This is a genomic window from Mesorhizobium sp. B263B2A (assembly GCF_020165775.1).
GTDB classification, from domain to species: Bacteria; Pseudomonadota; Alphaproteobacteria; order Rhizobiales; family Rhizobiaceae; genus Mesorhizobium; species Mesorhizobium opportunistum.
The window spans coordinates 62,532-83,288 of sequence record NZ_JAIUIU010000015.1 but is presented as its reverse complement, the minus strand read 5'-3'; the positions used below and the strand labels follow the sequence as shown (position 1 = coordinate 83,288).

Annotated in this window: 18 protein-coding genes; 7 read left to right on the top strand and 11 right to left on the bottom strand. The window is 63.4% G+C overall.

Translation table 11 applies throughout. The features are described 5' to 3' along the window. Window positions 1-121 precede the first annotated feature (121 nt). The 3 genes from LB568_RS22155 to LB568_RS22145 all read right to left on the bottom strand — a co-directional run bounded on the left by LB568_RS22155 (window position 122) and on the right by LB568_RS22145 (window position 4,278). Window positions 122-1,510: a M16 family metallopeptidase gene (locus LB568_RS22155; RefSeq protein WP_224731206.1), complete on the bottom strand. Its 1,389-nt coding sequence runs from the start codon at window positions 1,508-1,510 to the stop codon at window positions 122-124. Window positions 1,511-1,679: 169 nt separating this feature from the next. Beyond that, the gene (rsmD, locus tag LB568_RS22150) at window positions 1,680-2,234 is read right to left on the bottom strand and encodes a 16S rRNA (guanine(966)-N(2))-methyltransferase RsmD (RefSeq protein ID WP_224731205.1); all 555 of its coding nucleotides are present in this window, start codon (window positions 2,232-2,234) and stop codon (window positions 1,680-1,682) included. 13 nt (window positions 2,235-2,247) lie between these two features. Continuing rightward, window positions 2,248-4,278, bottom strand: coding sequence for a pseudouridine synthase (locus tag LB568_RS22145; protein WP_224731204.1), 2,031 nt, complete (start codon window positions 4,276-4,278; stop codon window positions 2,248-2,250). Between the two features lie 242 nt (window positions 4,279-4,520). Between LB568_RS22145 and LB568_RS22140 the strand changes: the two genes are divergently transcribed. Next, window positions 4,521-4,970 carry a nucleoside deaminase gene (locus LB568_RS22140; RefSeq protein WP_013896124.1) on the top strand — a complete coding sequence of 150 codons (450 nt, stop codon included), beginning with the start codon at window positions 4,521-4,523 and terminating at the stop codon, window positions 4,968-4,970. 40 nt (window positions 4,971-5,010) lie between these two features. Here LB568_RS22140 and LB568_RS22135 read toward each other — a convergent pair whose 3' ends face one another. Next, window positions 5,011-5,688, bottom strand: coding sequence for a hypothetical protein (locus LB568_RS22135; RefSeq protein WP_013896125.1), 678 nt, complete (start codon window positions 5,686-5,688; stop codon window positions 5,011-5,013). A 257-nt stretch (window positions 5,689-5,945) separates the two neighbouring features. Continuing rightward, window positions 5,946-8,915: an isoleucine--tRNA ligase gene (gene ileS, locus LB568_RS22130; RefSeq protein ID WP_224731203.1), complete on the bottom strand. Its 2,970-nt coding sequence runs from the start codon at window positions 8,913-8,915 to the stop codon at window positions 5,946-5,948. Between the two features lie 108 nt (window positions 8,916-9,023). Here ileS and LB568_RS22125 point away from each other — a divergent pair, with 108 nt between their 5' ends. Beyond that, on the top strand, window positions 9,024-9,227 hold the full coding sequence (locus tag LB568_RS22125) for a hypothetical protein (RefSeq protein WP_224731202.1): 204 nt from the start codon (window positions 9,024-9,026) through the stop codon (window positions 9,225-9,227). Here LB568_RS22125 and LB568_RS22120 read toward each other — a convergent pair. Continuing rightward, window positions 9,203-9,973, bottom strand: a complete 771-nt coding sequence (locus tag LB568_RS22120; RefSeq protein WP_224731201.1) for a MipA/OmpV family protein — start codon at window positions 9,971-9,973, stop codon at window positions 9,203-9,205. The genes LB568_RS22125 and LB568_RS22120 overlap by 25 nt on opposite strands. Window positions 9,974-10,203: 230 nt before the next feature. Here LB568_RS22120 and LB568_RS22115 point away from each other — a divergent pair, with 230 nt between their 5' ends. Continuing rightward, on the top strand, window positions 10,204-10,758 hold the full coding sequence (locus tag LB568_RS22115; RefSeq protein ID WP_224731200.1) for an HdeD family acid-resistance protein: 555 nt from the start codon (window positions 10,204-10,206) through the stop codon (window positions 10,756-10,758). Window positions 10,759-10,762: 4 nt separating this feature from the next. On the opposite strand, the gene LB568_RS22110 is transcribed toward LB568_RS22115, so the two are convergent. The 3 genes from LB568_RS22110 to LB568_RS22100 form a co-directional block, all read right to left on the bottom strand. Continuing rightward, complete coding sequence (locus LB568_RS22110; protein WP_049802475.1) at window positions 10,763-11,089, bottom strand: hypothetical protein; 327 nt, start codon at window positions 11,087-11,089, stop codon at window positions 10,763-10,765. Window positions 11,090-11,175: 86 nt separating this feature from the next. Beyond that, entirely contained in the window at window positions 11,176-12,156 is a 981-nt protein-coding gene (locus LB568_RS22105; RefSeq protein ID WP_224731199.1) for a bifunctional riboflavin kinase/FAD synthetase, read from the bottom strand. 6 nt (window positions 12,157-12,162) lie between these two features. Then, window positions 12,163-13,023 carry a TIGR01459 family HAD-type hydrolase gene (locus tag LB568_RS22100; RefSeq protein WP_224731198.1) on the bottom strand — a complete coding sequence of 287 codons (861 nt, stop codon included), beginning with the start codon at window positions 13,021-13,023 and terminating at the stop codon, window positions 12,163-12,165. Window positions 13,024-13,325: 302 nt separating this feature from the next. Here LB568_RS22100 and LB568_RS22095 point away from each other — a divergent pair, with 302 nt between their 5' ends. From LB568_RS22095 to LB568_RS22085, 3 genes are all read left to right on the top strand, one after another. After that, entirely contained in the window at window positions 13,326-15,260 is a 1,935-nt protein-coding gene (locus LB568_RS22095; protein ID WP_013896132.1) for a TadE/TadG family type IV pilus assembly protein, read from the top strand. A gap of 200 nt (window positions 15,261-15,460) precedes the next feature. After that, window positions 15,461-17,446 (top strand): TadE/TadG family type IV pilus assembly protein, encoded by a 1,986-nt coding sequence (locus LB568_RS22090; protein WP_224731197.1) that lies wholly within the window; start codon window positions 15,461-15,463, stop codon window positions 17,444-17,446. A 129-nt stretch (window positions 17,447-17,575) separates the two neighbouring features. After that, the gene (locus LB568_RS22085) at window positions 17,576-18,208 is read left to right on the top strand and encodes a LysE family translocator (protein ID WP_224731196.1); all 633 of its coding nucleotides are present in this window, start codon (window positions 17,576-17,578) and stop codon (window positions 18,206-18,208) included. Here the strand turns inward: LB568_RS22085 and LB568_RS22080 are convergent. Then, on the bottom strand, window positions 18,205-19,014 hold the full coding sequence (locus LB568_RS22080) for a dienelactone hydrolase family protein (RefSeq protein ID WP_224731195.1): 810 nt from the start codon (window positions 19,012-19,014) through the stop codon (window positions 18,205-18,207). The two genes, LB568_RS22085 and LB568_RS22080, sit on opposite strands and share 4 nt — an antisense overlap. Window positions 19,015-19,083: 69 nt before the next feature. Continuing rightward, a complete protein-coding gene (locus LB568_RS22075; protein ID WP_140780042.1) occupies window positions 19,084-19,908 on the bottom strand; it encodes a DUF2189 domain-containing protein in 825 nt (274 codons plus the stop codon). Window positions 19,909-20,106: 198 nt separating this feature from the next. On the opposite strand from LB568_RS22075, the gene LB568_RS22070 reads away from it, so the two are divergent. After that, window positions 20,107-20,700 carry a TetR/AcrR family transcriptional regulator gene (locus tag LB568_RS22070; RefSeq protein WP_224731194.1) on the top strand — a complete coding sequence of 198 codons (594 nt, stop codon included), beginning with the start codon at window positions 20,107-20,109 and terminating at the stop codon, window positions 20,698-20,700. The last annotated feature ends 57 nt before the right edge of the window (window positions 20,701-20,757 follow it).

Below are 20,757 nucleotides of genomic sequence, written 5' to 3'. Positions count from 1 at the left end.
ACGGCACTCTGTCGCGCCCCCCTCATCCGTCTCGGCGCTGCGCGCCGATCCACCTTCTCCCACAAGGGGAGAAGGGAAGGCGCGTTCACGGCCTCGTGTATGTGCATCGACCGCTTCATCATCAATTCCCCGCCTGTTGTTGCGGCAAGAGATAGCCGGTGGTCGAATGGGCCAGCACCAGATAGCGCGCGGCGACGGCCTTGACCTCGTCCGCGGTGGCCTTGCGGATGCGGTCGGGCCATTGCTGGACATCCTGCACATTGCCGCCGGTGGCCAATGTCGAGCCATAGATTTCGGCCATGGAATCCTGCTTGTCGCGGGCAAAGACCATAGACCTGACATAGCGGTCCTTGGCCTTTTCGAGTTCTCCCGGCGTGACGCCGCCGCTGGCGATACGCGCCACCTCCGCATCGACAGCGGCTTCGATGTCGGCGAGCCTGGCGTCGCCGCGCGGCGAGCCGTAGACGGTGAAATTGGTGTCGTCGAGCATGGTGCCCTGGAAATACGCGCCGGCGTTGGAGGCGATGCCCTGCTTGACCACCAGCGCCTGGTAGAGCCGGCTGCGGTTGCCGCCACCGAGGATCTCGGCAAGCAGATCGAGCGCTTCGGCCTCGCCCGGCTTGGCGGTGTGGTAGGACGGCACCACCCATTGCGTCGAAAAACTGGGCACGCTGACGCGAGCGTCGGAAAGCGTGACGGTGCGCTTGGTATTCTGCTCCGGTTCGACCGGGCGCACGCGCGGCGGCAGGTCCGGCCCGCGCGCCACCTTGCCGTAGGTCTTTTCGGCCAGCGCCCGCACCGCGTCGGGCTCGACATCGCCGGCGACGATCAGCACGGCGTTGTTGGGCCTGTAATACTTGTCATAGAAGGCGGTGGCATCGGTGCGGTTGAGCTGCTCCATCTCCTGCATCCAGCCGATCACCGGAATGCGGTAGGGCTGGTTCTGCCAGAGCGTCGCATCGACTTCCTCGTCGAGCACCGCCTGCGGATTGTTGTCGATGCGCGAGCGGCGCTCCTCGAGGATGACATCGCGCTCGGTCTTGATGACGTCGTCGGTGAGGATGAGGTTGCGCATGCGGTCGGCCTCGAAGCTCATCATCTGTTCGAGCGCCGAGGGCGCCACCGTCTCGTGGAAAGCGGTGTAGTCATAGGAGGTGAAGGCGTTGTTGGAGCCGCCGATATCGGAGACGGCACGGTCGAACTCGCCGGCCGCGTGATGGGTCGTCGCCTTGAACATCAGGTGCTCGAAGAAGTGGGCGATGCCGGATTTGCCCGGCGGCTCGTCGGCGCTGCCGATCTTGTACCATACCATGTGGGTGACGATGGGCGCGCGGTGATCGGGAATGACGACCACTTCCATGCCGTTGTCGAGCAGGAAATCCGTCACCTTGAACTCGGCCGGCACGGTATCTGGCAATACGGGACTGGCGGCCGGCACCGGGCCGGTCATGACAAAAGCCAGCGACGTCGCCAGCAGCGCTGCCCGCAGCCATTCAACCCTGGGTGTCATCAATGGCTCCGGTTTTCTCTTCGTTTTGACGCAATTCCCGTGGGAAAACCGCTTCACACTTTTCCTGGAATTGCTTGGACAGGACGATAGGCAAGGTGCTGGCGACAAGCAAAGCGAATTGTTGTTGCCGGCAAAGGCGGCGGCAAAGAGGCCGCTGAACGCAAGCGTGTCAGCCAGCCTCGATGAAGCGGATGATGGTCTCGCCGTAGTTGCGCTCGTCGAGCACGGAAAAGCCGGCGCCTGGCTCGAAGGGAACCGCCGCCGTTTCCTCGACGACGCAAAGTGCGCCGGGCCGCAGCCAGCCGCCGGCCTTGGCCGAGTGCAGGGCGCGCTCGCCAAGGCCCTTGCCGTAGGGCGGATCGGCGAAGACGAGGCCGAACGGGGCCAGCGTGCCGGCCTCGCCAAGGGCGGTTGCGTCGCGGCGGAAGATCTTGGTGCGGCCGGTCAGGCCGAATGCCTCGACATTGTCGCGGATCAGGCCGCGGCCTTCGGCCGATTCCTCGATGAACACGCCATAGGATGCCCCCCGCGACAGCGCTTCCAGGCCAAGCGCGCCGGTGCCGGCAAACAGGTCGAGCACGCGCGCGCCGTCCAACTGCTCGCCAAAGCGATGCGCCAGCACGTTGAAGACGGCCTCGCGGGTGCGGTCGGTCGTCGGACGGATGGCACTGCTGCGGGGCGTCGCCAGCGGACGCCCGCGAAACTCACCGCCAACGATTCTCATTTAAGTCCGGGTCTCATTTCGTCCTGGGCCCCTTGGGGGCGCCGCGCGGCCGCTCACCGCCACCGGCGCCGCCAGGACGCTCGCCACGCGGCTTGCCGAACGGTTTTGCGCCGCCCGGTTTGCCATAGGACGGCTTGAACGACGCCTTGCGCGCCTTGGCTTCGGCTGCCTTGGCAGCGTCGGCTTCCGCCCTGCCCTTGCCGATCGGTCGGGCACCCGGCGCCATCCAGACATTGGCCTTGCGCTGGCCGGGCGGCTCGATCGGCCGCTGCTCGCGCTCGGGCTTCTTGCCGCCAAAACCGCCACGAGGCTTGTCACCGAAGCCACCGCGCGGCTTGTCGCCAAAATTGCCGCGCGGCTTGTCGCCAAAGCCGCCGCGTTCGGGCCTCGGACCGCGTTCGCCAAAACTCTTTTCCGGTCTCTCGCCTCTGTCGGGGCTGGTCGACAGCTTGCCCAGCGCCTCGTCGCGGCTGCCTTCGCGGCGCTTGCGGTTCTTGATCAGACCGCCCTCGCCGATCGGCCGGTGGTCGCCCTCGCGCATAATTTTCGGCCGCTCGGCTTCTTCCTGGCGCGGTTCGGTGCGCCGCACCGGCTTGTTGGAGAACGGCTTTGTGATCTCGGCGTCGAAATTGGCGCCGGATTCCTCGACCAGGCGCTCGCCGAGCTGGTCGCGTAGCACGCGGCCCTTGATCTCCAGCACGTGACCTTCCGGAAGATCCTCAAGCTGGAAAGGCCCGTAGGAGATGCGGATCAGCCGCGTCACGTCGAGGCCGAGAGCGCCGAGGATGTTCTTGACCTCGCGGTTCTTGCCTTCGCGAAGCCCGATCGTCAGCCAGGCATTGGAGCCCTGCTCGCGGTCGAGGCTGGCTTCGATCGCGCCATAAAAGACGCCGTCGACGGCAATGCCCTCGCGCAGGCCGGCAAGCGCGCTTTCCTCGACCTTGCCATGGACGCGCACGCGGTAGCGGCGCAGCCAGCCGGTGGCCGGCAGTTCGAGCACGCGCGACAGGCCGCCATCATTGGTCAGCAGCAGCAGGCCCTCGGTGTTGATGTCGAGCCGGCCGATGGTCATCAGCCGCGGCAATTCGGCCGGCAGCACGTCGAAGACGGTCTTGCGGCCTTCCGGATCACGGTTGGTGGTGACGACGCCGGCCGGCTTGTGGAACAGGAACAGGCGCGTGCGCTCGATCGGCGGGATTTCCATGCCGTCGAGATGGATGATGTCACCGGGCATCACATTGAAGGCCGGCGAGGCCAGCACCCGGCCATTGACCTTGACGCGGCCGGCGGCGATCAGGTCCTCGGCATCGCGACGCGAGGCAAGACCGGCACGCGCCAGGCGCTTGGCGATCCGTTCACCGGCTTCTTCATCTGCCTCGGCGGGACGCGGGCGGGGTTTGAAGCCGCCGGATGCGCCTTGCGGACGATCGCCGAAGTCGCGCTTGGGACGATCGTTGAAATCGCGCTTGGGACGGTCGCCGAAATCGCGCTTGGGACGGTCGAAGCGCCTTTCGCCACCTTCCGCAGAAGCAGCCGGACGGTCGCCGCGTGGCGCGTAAGGCTTGCGCGGACCTTCGCGCTTCTCATAGTGCCTGCGCTCACCTTCGGCCGCCACAGGGCGATCGCCACGCGGGGCGTAGGGTTTGCGCGGACCTTCGCGCTTCTCGTAGGGCTTGCGCTCGCCTTCGGCCGCCACAGGGCGATCGCCACGCGGGGCGTAGGGCTTGCGCGGACCTTCGCGCTTCTCGTAGGGCTTGCGCTCGCCTTCGGCCGCCATCGGACGATCGCCGCGCGGCGCGTAAGGCTTGCGCGGACCTTCGCGCTTCTCATAGGGCTTGCCTTCGGGGCGCGGCCCCTTGCTGAACGGCTTGTCGCCGCTCTTGAAGTTGCGCTTCGGCCGCTCGCCCTCGGCGGCCATCGGACGATCGCCGCGCGGCGCGTAGGGTTTCTTGGCGCCGAAGGACGGCTTGCCACCGCCACGCGGGCCTGCGGGTTTCTTGCCCGGGCCTTTTTGGCGCGGAGATTTCTTGTCGTTGTCGTCCATGTGGCCTTTGTCCGTTTGCGCTGCTACAGCGTGGCGCATCCTTTCGGGCGCGCAACGAACGCTGTAGCACTTTTGATTTGGCGCATGATCATTTCCGAAAATCGAGTCCGATTTTCGAGGTTATGCGCTCAATAACAGGATCATCAGAGTTTGTCAGGGAAAAGTGGAGACCGGTTTTTCCGGAAAGACAAACGAAAACCAAAAGCCTGGAGCGGCGAGGACACAATGGGAATGGAAACCGCGTGAAGCGGCCGGATTTCATGGCCGTGGCGCTGAAAGAGGCCGAAGCAGCCGCCTTGCGCGGCGAAGTGCCGGTCGGCGCCGTCATCGCCAGCGGCGGCACCGTCGTCGCCAGTGCCGGCAACCGCACCCGCGAGCTTGCCGACCCTACGGCGCATGCCGAGATGCTGGCGATCCGCGAGGCCTGCGGCAAACTGGCGACCGAGCGGCTTACCGGCCACGATCTCTATGTGACGCTGGAACCCTGCGCCATGTGCGCCGGCGCCATTTCCTTCGCCAGGCTGCGCCGTCTCTATTTCGGCGCCGCCGACGAAAAGGGCGGCGCGGTGGTCAACGGCGTGCGCTTCTTCGCCTCACCGACCTGCCACCATGCGCCCGACATCTACCCGGGGATGGCCGAGACCGAAGCGGGCCTGCTGCTCAAGGGATTTTTCAGGGAACGTCGCGACTGAACCGGGCGCCGTGCCCGTCCACAATCGACGCAGCCGGCTGTTACAGGGACGGCAGCCAGTCGAACCAGCCGCCCTTCTTGCCTTCCGCCTCTTTCTTCAGGCGGCGTTCCTTCTTGTACTCGTCCTCGCCGAGTTCGTTCTGCGGCGCTTGATCGGACGCGACACGGTAGGCCAGTGGCGGCTCGCTCAGATATTTGCGGGTGTTGGGATTGCCCTGCTTGCCTTCGGCAAGGCGGCGCTGGATCTCGGCGGCGCGGCCCTTGTCGGAATCCGCGGGCGTCCAAGCCGGCGGGTGGCTGGAGCCTGATTCGGCCATAGCCTTCTTGATCGCCTCGGGATCGGTCTGCACGTCGTCAACGATCTCCGACTGATAGTTCGGATCATCCTGGTGTGCCGTGGCGTCGGCGCGCAAGCGGGCGCGGCGCTGCTCGGGCGATTCAGGCCATTCGGCGCTCGCCGTCTGGATGCTGTTCTGCGGCGCCGGCAGCGCTTCCTTCTGGCCAGGTGCCGGCTTCACCAGCGTCGGGCGCGGCTTGTAGTCGATCGGGTCCTTGCGCTTCGGCGCGAAGGAAACGGCGCCGGTAAGATCGCCGGCCAGCTGTTCGGCGGCAGTCTTGTCGGTTCCATAGGTCGGAGACCCCATGCAGCCGGACAAAGCGAGGCCCGATGCGACAAGCGGCGCCAAAAGCGCAAGGCGCGCGTTATATCTCTCGGTCATGCCAAAAAGTCCCACTCTAGACAGCCTTTCGATTGCCACCGGCCTTGTGTCCGGTCCCATCGTCCAAGCACTTGCGACGGAAATCCGGCGACAATTTGTCTTCCGGAGTTTCGCGTGTTTACCTCAACCACTCATTAAGGGCAACGCGCGGGCGGATCAGCACCGCCCGGCGTGGTATTTGTGCACCGATATGCCGGGCATTCTGGCCGCGCATGCCGTGATCCCAAAAGCCGCCATGCACTTTTGGGTAACATGCATCAGAGCCGGCCGAGCGCCTTCAGTTCACGCAGCACGGCGGCATCGCGCGCCGAGACATCGGGAAATCCCGTGTCCTGCCCGACATCGGCCGTGTAGCGCCAGGAGCGCGCGCATTTGACCAGGCCGCGATCCTCGGCCTTCTCGACCACCACGGCGACGCCCTTGACGTCGTCCAGGGTGAAGGCGCTTTGCGGCGCCTGGCCATGAGCAATGACGAGATCGCTGGTGATCGCCATCTCGGCCATGTCGACATCCGATATCGCCGCCTCGAGCGCCGCGTCGTTGATCGTGACCACCGGTACCGCCTCCAGCGAGGAGCCGATCACCTTCTGGGCACGCGCGATCTCGAGCGCGCCGGTGACGACGCGGCGCACCTGCCTGACCTTGCGCCATTTCTCCGCCAAGGCCTCGTTCTTCCAATCCGCCGGGATTTCCGGGAACTGGTCGAGATGCACCGAGACCGCATCGGGATGACGGTCGAGCCAAGCCTCCTCCATGGTGAAGGGCAGCATCGGCGCCAGCCATTTCACCAGGCAGTCGAAGAGATGACGCACCACCTGCACGGAGGCCTTGCGCTTCGCGCTCGACGGCGCGTCGCAATAGAGCGCGTCCTTGCGGATGTCGAAATAGAAGGCCGACAGCTCGACCACCATGAAATCGATGAGCGCGCGGGTGATGCGCTTGAACTCGAAGGCGTCGTAGCCCTGGCGCACCACCTCGTCGAGTTCGGACAGCCGGTGCAGCATCAGCCGCTCCAGCTCCGGCATCGCTTCCAGCGGCACATTCTCGCCATCGTCATGGGCGAGCGTGCCCAGCATCCAGCGGACCGTGTTGCGCAGCTTGCGGTAGGCGTCGATGTTGGTCTGCAGCACGTTCTTGCCGAGCCGCTGGTCTTCCCAATAATCCGTGGTCACCACCCAGAGCCGCAGGATATCGGCGCCGGACTGCTTGATCACATCCTGCGGCACGACGGTGTTGCCGAGCGATTTCGACATCTTGCGCCCGTCCTCGTCCATGGTGAAGCCATGGGTGACGACCGTGTCGTAGGGCGCCCTGCCCCTGGTGCCGCAGCTTTCGAGCAACGAGGAATGGAACCAGCCGCGATGCTGGTCGGAACCTTCAAGATAGACATCGGCCGGCCATTTCAGGTCGGGACGGTCCTCGAGCGTAAAGACATGCGTCGAACCCGAATCGAACCAGACGTCGAGGATGTCCATCACCTGTCGCCACCGGGAAGCATCGTGATTGCCGAGGAAGCGTTCCTTGGCGCCAGCCGCGAACCAGGCGTCGGCGCCTTCCGTCTCGAAGGCGTCCATGATGCGCTGGTTGACGGCCTCGTCCTTGAGCACATTGCCGTCCTCGTCGGCGAAAACGGCGATCGGCACGCCCCAGGCACGCTGACGCGACAGCACCCAGTCGGGCCGTTCCTCGATCATGGCGCGGATGCGGTTCTGGCCTGCCGCCGGCACGAAACGGGTGTCGTCGATCGCCTTCAGCGCGCGGCTGCGCAGCGTCGTGCCGTCGCCAAGGTCCTTGTCCATGTAGATGAACCACTGCGGCGTGTTGCGGAAGATGATCGGCTTCTTCGACCGCCAGGAATGCGGATAGGAGTGCTTCAGCCGGCCGCGCGCGAACAGCGCGTTGCGCTTGATCAGCTCATCGATGACCGCTTGGTTGGCGTTCCCCTTCTTGCCGTTGTCGTCGATGACGCGCGCCGGCCCGCCCTCGCGGTCCGGGCCGAAGCCCGGCGCGTCCCTGGTGAAAAAGCCGCCATCGTCGACCGTGAACGGGATCGCGGTGTCGACACCGCGCACGCGCAGGTTGGCAGCCGAATCCATCCAGGCATCGAAATCCTCGCGGCCGTGGCCGGGCGCGGTGTGGACGAAGCCGGTGCCCGCATCGTCGGTGACATGGTCGCCGGCGAGCATCGGAACGGCAAATTCGTAGCCGCCGCCAAGACCCTTGAACGGATGCGAAAGCGTAAGACTTCCAAGCTGTTCAGCCGAAACGCTGTGAAGGCGATTCAAGGTGACCTTGGCCTTGGCCGCGCAATCTTCCGCCAGAGCATCGGCAAAGATCAGCTTCTCGCCCGGCTGCGGCCCGAAGGCATTCTCTGCCGCGGTGACCTCGTAAAGACCATAGCCGATGCGCGGCGAATAGCTGACGGCGCGGTTGCCGGGGATGGTCCAGGGCGTCGTCGTCCAGATGACGACATGAGCTTCCAGCAGGTCCAGCGACGTCTCGGTCAGCTTTGCCGGCTCTACGGTATTGGCGACCTCCCGGGCAAGGCTGACGACCGGGAATTTCACCCAGATCGTGTCGCTCTCATAGTCCTGGTACTCGATCTCGGCCTCGGCCAGCGCCGTGCGCTCGACGACGCTCCACATCACCGGCTTCGAGCCGCGATAGAGCTGGCCCGACATGGCGAATTTCAACAATTCGCCGGCGATGCGCGCCTCGGCGTGGAAAGCCATCGTCGTATAGGGATTCTTGAAGTCGCCGATGACGCCGAGGCGCTGGAACTCGCCGCCCTGCACGGAGATCCAGTGCGCGGCGAATTCACGGCATTCCTTTCGGAACTCGTTGACCGGCACCTCGTCCTTGTTCTTGCCCTTGGCGCGGTATTGCTCCTCGATCTTCCATTCGATCGGCAGGCCGTGGCAATCCCAGCCGGGCACGTAGTTGGAATCATAGCCGCGCATCTGGAACGAACGGGTGATGACGTCCTTGAGGATCTTGTTCAGCGCATGGCCGATGTGGATGTTGCCGTTGGCGTAGGGCGGGCCGTCATGCAGCACGTATTTCGTGCGGCCGGCGGCTTCCTCGCGCAGTTTGCGGTAGAGGTCCATGTCCTGCCAGCGCTTGACCAGCACCGGCTCTTTCTCGGGCAAGCCGGCGCGCATCGGGAAATCCGTCTGCGGCAGGTAGAGCGTCTTGGAATAGTCGATCGTTTCAACAGTGTCGGTCATTGATCTGCCATCTGCATAGCCCGTCGGCACAAAAGCCGGGGCGTTGAAGTCTTTGGTTGACGCATACCGTTTCCCAAAACCGGACCCACTTTTGGGCGATATGCATTGATGTTCTGGAAAAAGCGCGAGGGCGCGCGCGAAACTCCCGGCGGTTCCGGCGGCGCTCAGGCCGCCCGGAACACCGGGCCTGTAATTCGTATCGCGATCGCGAAAACGCGCAAAAAGCTGCTCATGGCTGGGCTTTTAGCCGATGCTGCGGCAGGAATAAAGCGTCTCGTTCGATTCGCCTACATCGAAAAGTCGAAGCGATAGGTGGTCGACACGCCGACCATGAACTGGTTGCGGTCGCCACGTTCCCTGACCAGGCTGGAATCGGCTGCCGGACCCTCCAGGCGCGAATACTCGCCGAACAGGCTGGCGGTCATCGGATCGGTCACTTTCCAGGTCACCGCGCCGCCGAGGCCGACAGACTTCAGCCCGCCGCCGGGATTGTACCGGCTCAGGCCCGATGCCACGGCCTCCTGCGCATCGACGCCATAGTAGGCGTCGAAATAATTGGCCGAGGCAAAAGACACGCGCGGTCCACCCGAAATCCTGACGGTCGGCGTCACGTCGTAGAAGGCGTCGACGGCGATATCGGCGACAAAGCCGTTGTGGGCCCGGATGCCATGCCGCAATTCGGCACGCGCGCGCATCCAGTCCGTCGGATAGAATTCGAAGAAGCCACCGACTTCGCCACCCCAGCGAACAGGATCGAGACCCTTCAGCTCGTCGGCATTGCTGTCGTCGCGCGAGAACAGGAACTTGCCGGTCAGACCGGCGCGAACGCTGCCATCGTCGACAAGCGCCAACGAAATGTTGTCGTTGCGGGAGGTGAAGCGAGCCGCCGGACCGGCCTTGCCCAGCGAAATGATCGGCGAGGCACTGAGCAGGTACTGCCTGCCGCCCTCGAAATTGGGCGCCACCATGCCGGTGGCGCCGACCGTCAGGTACCAGTCGCCGGACAGCCAGCCGAAAGCGCCCTCGCCGGCCTCGGCGGCGCCTGAGGTAGCCAGCATGACGGTTGCCAAGGCTGCAGAAATCTTCCCGACCGGACTCATGGCAACTCCACTAACACGATACAACTGTCCTTCGGCGACAGCATTGAAGAGGTTTTGGTAAAATTTGATTTAAGGACGAGACATCGGGCTCGTATTGCCTGCACCATCCAGTCCGCCATCGGCTGGACGCGGATCGGCGCCAGGAATAACTTTGTTGCATGCTGGCGGTCCTCAATGGAGGTGGCGACATGACCCTGCACGGCGATACACTGAAGAACGCGATCGGCCAGACGCGAGACAAGTGGGGATGGTTCGTCGGTCTGGGCGTGCTGCTGCTGATCCTCGGCGGCATCGCCTTCGGCAATCTGTTCATCGCCACGGTGGCTTCCGTCTATGTCGTCGGCTGGCTGATGCTGGTGGCCGGCATCATCGAGATCATGCATGCGTTCGGCGTCAAGACCTGGGGCCGCTTCTTCTACTGGCTGCTCAGCGGACTGCTTTACGCTGTCGCCGGATTTTTCGCCTTCGACAATCCATTGCTCGCATCGGCAGTGCTGACCTTCCTGCTGGCCGTTGCGCTTGTCGCTTCCGGCGCGCTCAGGGCCTGGGTCGGCTATAGTCACCGCCCGGAACGCGGCTGGGGCTGGATCGTCGCGGCAGGCTTCATCAGCGTGCTCGCCGGCCTGATCATCGCCATGGGCTGGCCGGTCAACAGCCTGTGGGTGCTCGGACTATTCCTGGCGATCGACCTGATTTTCCAGGGCTGGACCTTCATCGCGGTCGGGCTTGCCTTGAAGAAGTAGATGATCAGGCGAGGTTGAGCAGCGTCACCGAGATCAGCGCGAATGCAATTCCAATATATTGCAGCGACGATACCTCTTCCTTGAAGACGACCGCACCGACCAGCACGGCGCCGGCGACCACGATGGTGTTGACCAGAGCCCCGGTCACGGCAAGATCCAGTCGTGTGTTGATGAAGGCAAAGGCCCAGTAGGAGAGCGGCGACAGCAGCATGACATATGCCAGGCTGCGGCCGCTGCCGGTCTTGCCCCAATGCGCGCTCAGCCCATCGCAAAGTATGAACAAGCCTGCGCAGACGATCACCACGCCCCAGACGAACAGGTCGATTTTCATCAACGAGTGTTGGGCGCCCCGCCAACCGACTTCGATGAACTGTTTCACAGTCGTTGGCGTTTTCCCGTGATTTCAGCCAAGGACCGTCAGAAAGCGATCGCGCTGTCCAGCTCCGAAAGCGGTTTGACGCCGGCCAGCAGCGCCTTTGCCTCGGCTTCATCGCGCTTCATCTGCACGACCAGCGCATCGAGCCCGTCGAATTTTATCTCGCTGCGCAGGAAGCCGAAGAACGACACCCGGCAAATCTCGCCATAAAGATCGCCTGAGAAATCGAAGACGAAGGTCTCCAGCAGCGGTGCGCCATTTTCGTCGACGGTCGGACGGCGGCCGAAACTGGCGACGCCGTCGTGCAGCGTGCCGTCGGCGCGCCGAAAGCGGACGGCATAGATCCCTTGCTTGAGGGCGGCTTCCGCGGGAAGCCGCATGTTCGCCGTCGGAAAACCGAGCGTTCGCCCGAGCTGCTGGCCACCGACGACCTCGCTTTCCACCGTGAAGCGATAGCCGAGCAGGCCGGCCGCCTCGGCTACCTCGCCATCGCAGAGCAAAGCGCGGATCCGGCTTGACGAGACCACCTCGGCGCCCTCGTCCCGGAAGGCGTCGACAAGCGTGACGCCGAAGCCATGGCGCTCGCCGGCCGCCATGAGATAGGCCGGACCGCCCTGGCGGTCCTTGCCGAAATGGAAATCGAAACCGGTCACGGCATGCGTGATGCCGAGCGTCCTTTCCAGCACGTCGGTGACGAACGCTTCCGCCGACAGCGAGGCGAAGTCGCGCGTGAACGGCTGTTCGACCAATGCGGCAAAGCCCAGCAACGACAGGAGCCGCGCCTTCATCGGCGGCGGCGTCAGCACGAACAACGGCATGTCGGGCCTGAAGATCGTTCGCGGGTGCGGCTCGAAGGTCAGCACCAGGGCCGGCACGCCGCGCCGCACGGCTTCGGCCAACGCCCGTTCGAGCACCGCCTGATGGCCACGGTGGACGCCGTCGAAATTGCCGATCGCGACAACGCCGCCCCTCAGGTCGCCGGGCAGCGGCATGGTCGCCGAGAGATGCTGAAAGGCTTCCATTGCCACCTACCGCAGTCTGGCTATGACGGCCACCGGGCGATAGCCGTGCCGTTCCAGGAAGAGGCCGAGCCTTGCCGGATCCGGCTGCAAGGCATCGCCATAGTCGCGGGCGTGAATGCCGCCGGAGACATAGAGAACGTCGAAACCATTGTCGGCCGCGCCCTTCACATCGGTCATCATGCCGTCGCCGATGGCCAATACCTGCGAACGCTCGAGCGGTCGGCCAAGAGCCTCGGCCGCTTCCTTCATCGCGACCGCGTAGATCGGCGCGTACGGTTTGCCGGCGATCAGTGTGCGGCCGCCGAGCTGCGCATAGTCGCGCGCCAAGGCGCCGGCGCACCAGATGATCCGTTCGCCACGCTCCACCATGATATCGGGGTTGGCGCAGATGAACGGCAGGTTCCTGGCACGCAAACGGCGCAGCAGTTCGGCATAGTCCTCGGGCTTTTCGACCTCATCGTCGAACAGCCCGGTGCAAACGACGCCGGTGGCCTCGAATTCCTCGACGAGCTCGACATCGAGGCCGTCATAGAGGTTCAGATCGCGGTCGGCGCCAATGTGGAAGACTTTGCGTGGACCTTCCGCGATCAGGTCGCGGGTCACGTCGCCCGAGGTCACCACACGGTCATAGGCTGACGGCGGAACGCCGATCGCGCTCATTTGAGCCACGACATCGGCGCTGCGGCGAGGCGAATTGGTGATGAGGACAACGGGAATACCAGCCGCCCTTGCCGCCGCCAACGCGGCCGCAGCTGCCGGAAAATGCCATTCGCCATTGTGCACCACGCCCCAGACATCGCAAAGAATTGCCGAATAGGCTTTCGACACATCTTCGAGCGAGCCGACGATTTCAGGCGAATCCGCCATGTCGTTCCCTTCAATATGATCCGTTGCGAGCGCCGCGGCCGACGGTTCGCCGCGACCGGTCCGAATTATCCGAACCGGCCCATGCTGTCACCAGCTTTCGCCCGGGTGTCGCATGGAGATCGCGCAGAGGGCCGGCAGTCCGCCGATGGGTGCTCCATTCGGCGGCGGAAACCATCACCAGATGGTTTGGTTAACGAGCTTTGAAAGCGAGGCTCGACCTTGGATATATTCCGGCAACCTGAAATTTAACGATTTATGACACAGTCACCACCAATTTGATTTGGCGGGGGGTGGATAAAGGCATGATCCGGAAATTTGCAAACGATCGGCGCGGCAATTATGCGCTGATGACCGTCCTTGCCATGGTGCCGCTCATGGGTGCCCTGGCGATCGGCATCGACTATACGGAAATGGTGCGCGAGCGGCAAAACGCCCTGAACGCACTGGATGCCGCGGGCATCGCCACCGCCCAGCAGATCGTTGCCGGCGCCACCGACGCCGAAGCCATAGCCTATGCCAAGAATTTCTTCGAGGCCAATCTCGCGCATATCGATCCGGCCAACACCACGCTGGCCGTGACGCTGCCCAACAACAACACCGGCGGCGGAACACTGAAGCTATGCGGCACGCTGACCTACAAGCCCTACTTCCTGCCGACAGCGAAGATATTGGCGGGCGGCACCAGCGGCAACGCCACCACGATGGCCTTCAACACATGTTCGGAAGTGCGCCTGAAGAACACGCTGGAAGTGTCGCTGGTGCTCGACAATTCCGGCTCGATGAAGGAACTCGGCAAGGGTTCCAACAAGGTCCGGTTCGACCTGCTCAAGGACGCCGCCAAGCAGTTGGTCGACCAATTGGCCGGCCAGGCCCAGTTGATGAAGCAGGTCAGCAAGCCGGTTCAATTCAGCCTCGTCCCCTTCGCCGCCTCGGTGAATGTCGATCCGGGCAATGCCTCTGCGGCATGGATGGACACCACCGGCATCTCGCCGATCCATCATGAGAATTTCGACTGGACGAGCATGAGTTCGTCCTACTCGTCCACCAAATATGCCCAGAACATCGCCGGCGTCTGGTACGCCAAGGGCACTGGATGGGACGCTACCCAGAAAGACCTGCCGCTGACCCGCTTCTCCATCTACAACCAGATGAAGCGCGTCGTGACGGCGAGTTCCACGAGCACGACATGTACCTGGAGGGGCTGCACGACGACGACGACACCGGCAACATATGGCAGTGTCGCGTCTTGGGGAGGGTGTGTCGAATCCCGGCCCTATCCGTATAATATCAATGACACTCCCGCAGCGACCGGAACACCGGCAACGCTTTTCGTGCCGATGTTTGCGCCCGATGAAACCGACCTCACCGACAGCAATAGCCGCCCCGCCAACAACAATTGGCGTACCGACGTCACGTCGAACAGCAGCAGCGCCATACGCCAGCGCTTCATGCCGAAGTATTTCGCCGATCCGGGCTCCACCACGGTTACACCCAGCTACGGCATGGACGCCGGCCCGAACACGAGCTGCAGCACCACGCCGATCAAACCGTTGACCGATGTCTCCACGACAGCCGGCGCGAGCGCGGTCAAGACAGCCATCGATGCCATGGCCGCGGACGGCGCCACCAATGTGCCGGAAGGCATGGCCTGGGGCTGGAGGACGCTTTCCAGCACGGCTCCCTTCACCGAGGGCCGACCCGAGACCGAAAGAGGCAATGACAAGGTGCTGATCGTTCTGACCGACGGCGCCAACACCTACTACACGCCGGATTCAGTGATTGCGCAGACCTATTCCGGCACCAACTACAACTATGGCGCCAATGACCTCGCCGGCAACAAGGCGATCTATTCCGCGCTGGGATATGTGACGCCTTACAGCAATGGCTACAGCTATGGCCGCATGTTCCTGGGGACCAGCAGCAGCGTCATCAAGAGCGACTACTCCAACGCCAACTACACGAAGGCGATGAATGAGCATTTCACCACGCTCTGCAACAACGCAAAGGCCGCCAACGTCATGGTCATGACCATCGCGCTCGACCTGGATGCCACCAATACCGCGGAAAAAACGCAGATGGATGCGCTGAAGGCCTGCTCTTCGGATTCCCGCTTCAGCAAGGACCCGACGGACCCCAGCAAGCCGATGAAACTGTTCTGGAATTCGACCGGGGCAACGCTGTCCAACGATTTCAAGGCGATCGGCAACGAGCTGTCCAACCTGCGCATCGTCAGCTGATCGGCGGGTTTGCCCTTATGAACGCCCTGCCCCGGCAGGGCGTTTTGCTTTTGAACGGGATCGGGGCCGCAGGCTCTGGATTGGTTAGCGGTTGGTGAAGTGCCAACCAAGCAATAGAGCGGTTTCCCAAACCCGTCCTTCAGCGTTTTGTGAAAAGCTGGCGCCAATCGAGAATCCGCCGGCGGGGGCCGCTGCAAGACATGCATGAAATCTGGCGTCAGTTCCGCCGCGACAGGCGCGGCAACTATGCTCTCATGACAGCCGTGGCGATGATACCGCTGATGGGAGGCCTGGCGCTCGCGATCGACTTCACGGAAATGAACCGCGAAAAGCAGATGGTGACGAACGCGCTCGACGCCGCCAATTTCGCCACGGCACGCCGGCTGACGGAAGGCGCGACCGACGACCAGTTGAGAGCCTATGCGCTCGACTTCTTCAATGCCAACCTGAACGATCTCAATCCCGCCAACGCGACGCTCAATGTCACCTTGCCCAGCAACACCGCAGGCGGCGGCTTGCTCAAGATGACCGCCCGGCTGAACTACAAGCCCTATTTCTATCCTGCCTTCGCCCAGCTCGTCGGCAAATCCGCAACCGATGCGAACCAGAGCATCAGCTTCGACGTCACCTCTCAGGTGCGGCTGAAGAACACGCTCGAAGTTGCCCTGGTGCTCGACAATTCCGGGTCGATGACAACGCTCGGCACGGGCTCGGGCCAAAAACGCATCGACCTCCTCAAGACTGCGTCCAAGCAGCTGGTCGACACGCTTGCCCAGCAGGCGGTCATGATCAAGCAGGTCGACAGACCGGTGCAATTCGGCCTCGTGCCGTTCGCTGCCTCGGTGAATGTGGGGTCTGGCAACGGCAACGCATCGTGGATGGACACCGAGGGCCTGTCCCCGGTGTCGAACGAGAATTTCGACTGGTCGACGCTGAACGCCGCCGACAAATACGCCCAGAAGACCAATGGGATCTGGTACAAGCGCGGCGCCGGCTGGGGCAGCGAGGAAGGCCAGATGCTGACCCGGTTTTCGCTCTACCGCGACATGCAGGTGGTCACCAACCACGAGCGTGTCGTCAACAGCAAGCGCGTGGTGTGCGACGAATATTATTCGAACAACACCTGCAAACGCAGCCACAACGAGTACGACTACGTCGATACCTATGGCCCGTTCGCCAGTTGGCAGGGCTGCGTCGAAGCCCGGCCCTACCCCTATAATGTCAACGACGCCCCGCCGTCCGGCGGCTCGGCCAACACCGGCATCGGCGTCGGCGATCCGGCAACGATGTTCGTGCCGATGTTCGCCCCGGACGAACCCGGCAATCACTGGAAGCTCACCCAGGATCCCGACGAGGCCGCCCCGGTGACCTATGGTGCGGTGAACAGCTGGTGGAATGACGATCCTTCAAGCACCAGCGGCCAATCACGGCTGCGCAACATGGCGAAGTATTTCCAGCCGCGGCCGATCAATGCGCCGGCGTTGCCCACCGGCAACGGCCCGAACTACAGCTGCACCACCAATGCGATCACGCCTTTGACCGATGTCAGCGTCACCGATGGAGCCACCGCGATCAAGGCCGCGATCGACCTGATGCAGCCGAATGGCGGCACCAATGTTCCCGAAGGCATGGCGTGGGGCTGGCGGGTGGTTTCGAGCGGCGAGCCGTTCACGCAAGGGCGCCTGGAGACGGAAAAGGGCAACGACAAGGTGGTGATCGTTTTGACCGACGGCGCCAACACCTACTATACGCCATCCTCGCTGAGTTATTCAGATCCCGCCGACTCGAAATCGACTTATGCGTCCTACGGCTATCTCAACCCCGGTTACAACGGCACCTCGGTCGGGCGGATGTTCATGGGCACATCGACCGCCATCGGTCAGTTCGACTATTCGAACGGCAACTACACGAACGCACTCAACGAGCAGATGGCGACGCTTTGCAACAACGCCAAGGCGGCCAACATCATGGTGATGACGGTGGCGCTCGACCTGTCGACGACCAAGGCCAGCGACAAGCTGGCGATCGATGCGCTGAAATCCTGCTCGTCGGAGTCGCGCTTCCGAAAGGACCCGACCGATCCGAGCAAGCCGGCGAAGCTGTTCTGGAATGCGACCGGGGCCAGCCTGTCGAACGATTTCAAGGAAATCGGCAACGAACTGTCGAACCTGCGGGTGGTCGGCTAAAGCTTCCCTGGCGCAACGCGTGGCGCCGCCAAGCCCTTGCGGGCGCCTGCCGTGACGGGCACATATTGCGCGCTCGCGAGATCGCCCGCATCCATCGCGACACGCCGCGACGAGCCTTGGGGACGAACAATGCCCGACACCGCCAATCATATCGCCTTCGCGCTGGTCTGCCTCGGCATGGTGCTGACGCCGGGCCCGAACATGATCTACCTGATCTCGCGCTCGCTGTCCCAAGGGCCGAAGGCCGGGCTGATCTCGCTTGGCGGGGTTGCGGTCGGCTTCCTGTTCTATGTGGTGTCGGCTGCGTTCGGCATCACCGCACTGCTGCTCGCCGTGCCCTTCGCCTATGATGCGCTGCGCTTTGCCGGCGTGCTCTATCTCTTGTGGCTGGCCTGGCAGGCGGTGAAGCCTGGCGGACACTCGCCGTTCCAGGTGCGCGATTTGCCGAAGGACAGGCCGCGCAAGCTGTTCGCCATGGGGCTGATGACCAATCTCCTCAATCCCAAGGTGGCCGTGCTCTATCTGTCGCTGCTGCCGCAATTCATCAGTCCCGGCAAGGGCCATGTGCTGTCGCAACTTCTGGTGCTCGGCGCGACGCAGATATCGATCAGCCTGAGCGTCAATGCCATCATCGCCGTGACGGCCGGCTCGATTGCATCTTTCCTTGCCGGCCGGCCATTGTGGCTGGTCATCCAGCGTTGGATGATGGGAACGGTGCTGACGGCGCTGGCCCTGAAGATGGCGACCGACGCGCAGCGCTAGCCGCCGAACGCTTCTTTCAGCAAGACGCGTACGTCGGTTATCGATTGCTCGGCGGCAGCCGCATTGTACTCCACCCGGTGACCATAGTCCTCGCCGCCAGTCTTCGATCCGGGCGAGGCAAATGCGTGACGGGCGCCCTTGAAGACGTCGAGCTGCACCGCGCTTCCCTTGCCATTGCGACGGGCCATCATTCCCAGGCATTTTTTGGCGGGTGTCCAGTCGTCGAGCTCGCCGATCAGGATCAAGGTCGGGACCGCCATGTCGCCATTCGTTGCCGAACAATTCGGATAATAGGCAATCGCCGCCTTGAACTTGCGCTCCATAAGATGCTCGGCGCCACCGGATTGCACGGCCTCGAGCGTTGTGGTTCCGCCAGCGGAGGACCCCGCCAACGCTATGCGCCGCGGATCGACAAAACTGTATTTCGACAGGAACTCCAAGGCGCCGTAGGCGTCATAGACGCGATCGGCAAGCGGCTTGCCATCACACGTCTCGCGAATGCCGCGGGTGCTGAAGCTGTCGACAAAGAGGGAGACGTACCCCCAGGAAGACAGCCGCTCTGACAAGGTTTTCTTTACATCCGGGGATAGACCCGTACACCCGTGAAGAACCACGACAGCCGGGAACGGCCCCTCGCCCGGCGGCCGCGTCAGATAGCCATTCAATGGCGTGCCTGGAACAGCTTTGAGCGCTTGCCCGTTTTGTTGCGCATTGCGCATCTGAAGTGGCGTCGGCGCGACCGCCGCGCTTTGAAATCGAACCGCTTCCTCGGCGTTCGCGGGCGCGCAAGCGAGATAGCCGGCCATGCCAAGGCAGACCGGCCGGAAAAGCTTCCCAAGCGGTCCCGGCCGTTGCATGCGATGGCGCCGGCTTGCCTACATCGGCCGCCTTATCTGCTGCGTCCGCTCCGGCTCTATCACCTTGCGGTAGAGGTGCCAGGTGGCATGGCCAAGGATCGGCATGACCACGGCCAGGCCGGCAAAGAGCGGGATCGAGCCGATCACGAGGAGCACGGCGACCATCAGGCCCCACAGCGCCATTTGCAGCGGATTTGCCATGACCGCGCGGGCCGAGGTCTCGATTGCCGAAACGGCGCCGACATCGCGGTCGAGCAACAGCGGGAAGGCGATCACCGTGGTGGCCAGCACGACCACTGCGAAGACGAAGCCCGCGGCATTGCCGGCGAGGATCAACGTCCAACCCTTGCTGGTCGTCAGCACGTCGCGCAGGAAGGCGCCGACGGAGGCCGGCGGCTGGTCGCCGAACTGGCTGGTGTAGATCGACTGCGCCGTGAACAGCCACAGCAGGAACAGCGCGAACAGCATGATGCCGATGACCGCAATCGATGGCAGTGCCGAGGAGTGGCGGACATCGAGGGCATGCCGCCAGTTGGTGTTCATGCCGAGTTCGCGCCGGCGGCTGATCTCGTAAAGGCCGATGGCGGCGAACGGGCCGACCAATGCAAAGCCCGACATCAAGGGATAGACGAGCTGGATGGCATTGGAGCCCGACGACCACTGGGTGAGGATCAGGCCGACGATCGGGTAGATCAGGCACAGGAACACATAGTGGGACGGTTTTGCCCAGAAATCCTCAGCGCCGAGCCGCAACGCGTCCCAGAGATCCGAGGTGGTGATGTGGCGCACCGCGGGCTGCACATGCATTCCACGCGCGTCCGCCATGACATGAAAGTTGGCCATAACCTTCCCTCCGTTAATCGGGGGCGGTCACCGCCGTGAGGCCGCCCGCAGCTGCCACTAGTAGATGTGGCAGCATAGCCGATTTGCCAGGTCTTGTCGCCAAATCGATGGTCTTGGATACAGCATCACAAGATTGTGCTCTCCATCACCCAGGCTAGTCCACTTGACGACCATCCTACCAGAAGGTAGATTAGGGCCGTGAGCAACCTGTCTACGACCTCCGACGACATCCTGGCTTGCGCGCGTTCCCTGATCGTCGCTGGCGGCTACAACGGTTTCAGTTATGCCGACATCGCCGATGTCGTCGGGATTCGCAAGGCGAGCATCCATCACCATTTCCCAAGCAAGGTCGACTTGGTCCGCACGCTGGTTGCGCGGTATCGGGAAGAAGCCGATGCCGGGATGGCTAACCTCGAATTGCAGGTCTCCGACCCGCTCGAACAGCTTCGGCTCTATGTTGGGTACTGGGAAGCCTGTATCGCGGACGCCAGCGCTCCATTCTGCGTCTGCGCGCTGCTGGCAGGCCAACTACCGGTCCTGCCCGAGGAAGTTGGCCTGGAGGTCCGCGCCCATTTCCGCTCCCTGTCGGCGTGGCTGACATCCGTGCTGGAGCGCGGGGGGCGGCATGGCCAGCTGCACCTGATGACCACCCCTCGCGCAGAGGCCGAAGCGTTCATGGCGACGGTTCACGGCGCGATGCTTTCGGCGCGGGCCTATGGCGATCCGAAGATATTCGGCGCCGTGACGGGCCCGCTCCTGGAGCGGCTCGCTACCCTCCAGATACGGTCCTAGGTCTCAAACACCACAACGCAAATTACTCCGCGACGCTCGTCGCAATTCCCTACCTAC

Bases quoted from the DNA above. Each gene is read 5' to 3' on its own strand.
- LB568_RS22100 (WP_224731198.1), bottom strand. From the start codon at position 13,023: ATGGCGGATTCGCCTGAAATCGTCGGCTCGCTCGAAGATGTGTCGAAA.
- LB568_RS22135 (WP_013896125.1), bottom strand. From the start codon at position 5,688: ATGACCGAGAGATATAACGCGCGCCTTGCGCTTTTGGCGCCGCTTGTC.
- LB568_RS22115 (WP_224731200.1), top strand. From the start codon at position 10,204: ATGACCCTGCACGGCGATACACTGAAGAACGCGATCGGCCAGACGCGA.
- ileS (WP_224731203.1), bottom strand. From the start codon at position 8,915: ATGACCGACACTGTTGAAACGATCGACTATTCCAAGACGCTCTACCTG.
- LB568_RS22155 (WP_224731206.1), bottom strand. From the start codon at position 1,510: ATGACACCCAGGGTTGAATGGCTGCGGGCAGCGCTGCTGGCGACGTCG.
- LB568_RS22120 (WP_224731201.1), bottom strand. From the start codon at position 9,973: ATGCTGGCTACCTCAGGCGCCGCCGAGGCCGGCGAGGGCGCTTTCGGC.
- LB568_RS22085 (WP_224731196.1), top strand. From the start codon at position 17,576: ATGCCCGACACCGCCAATCATATCGCCTTCGCGCTGGTCTGCCTCGGC.
- LB568_RS22105 (WP_224731199.1), bottom strand. From the start codon at position 12,156: ATGGAAGCCTTTCAGCATCTCTCGGCGACCATGCCGCTGCCCGGCGAC.
- rsmD (WP_224731205.1), bottom strand. From the start codon at position 2,234: ATGAGAATCGTTGGCGGTGAGTTTCGCGGGCGTCCGCTGGCGACGCCC.
- LB568_RS22125 (WP_224731202.1), top strand. From the start codon at position 9,024: ATGTTCTGGAAAAAGCGCGAGGGCGCGCGCGAAACTCCCGGCGGTTCC.
- LB568_RS22145 (WP_224731204.1), bottom strand. From the start codon at position 4,278: ATGGACGACAACGACAAGAAATCTCCGCGCCAAAAAGGCCCGGGCAAG.
- LB568_RS22110 (WP_049802475.1), bottom strand. From the start codon at position 11,089: ATGAAAATCGACCTGTTCGTCTGGGGCGTGGTGATCGTCTGCGCAGGC.
- LB568_RS22080 (WP_224731195.1), bottom strand. From the start codon at position 19,014: ATGGCCGGCTATCTCGCTTGCGCGCCCGCGAACGCCGAGGAAGCGGTT.
- LB568_RS22095 (WP_013896132.1), top strand. From the start codon at position 13,326: ATGATCCGGAAATTTGCAAACGATCGGCGCGGCAATTATGCGCTGATG.
- LB568_RS22075 (WP_140780042.1), bottom strand. From the start codon at position 19,908: ATGGCCAACTTTCATGTCATGGCGGACGCGCGTGGAATGCATGTGCAG.
- LB568_RS22090 (WP_224731197.1), top strand. From the start codon at position 15,461: ATGCATGAAATCTGGCGTCAGTTCCGCCGCGACAGGCGCGGCAACTAT.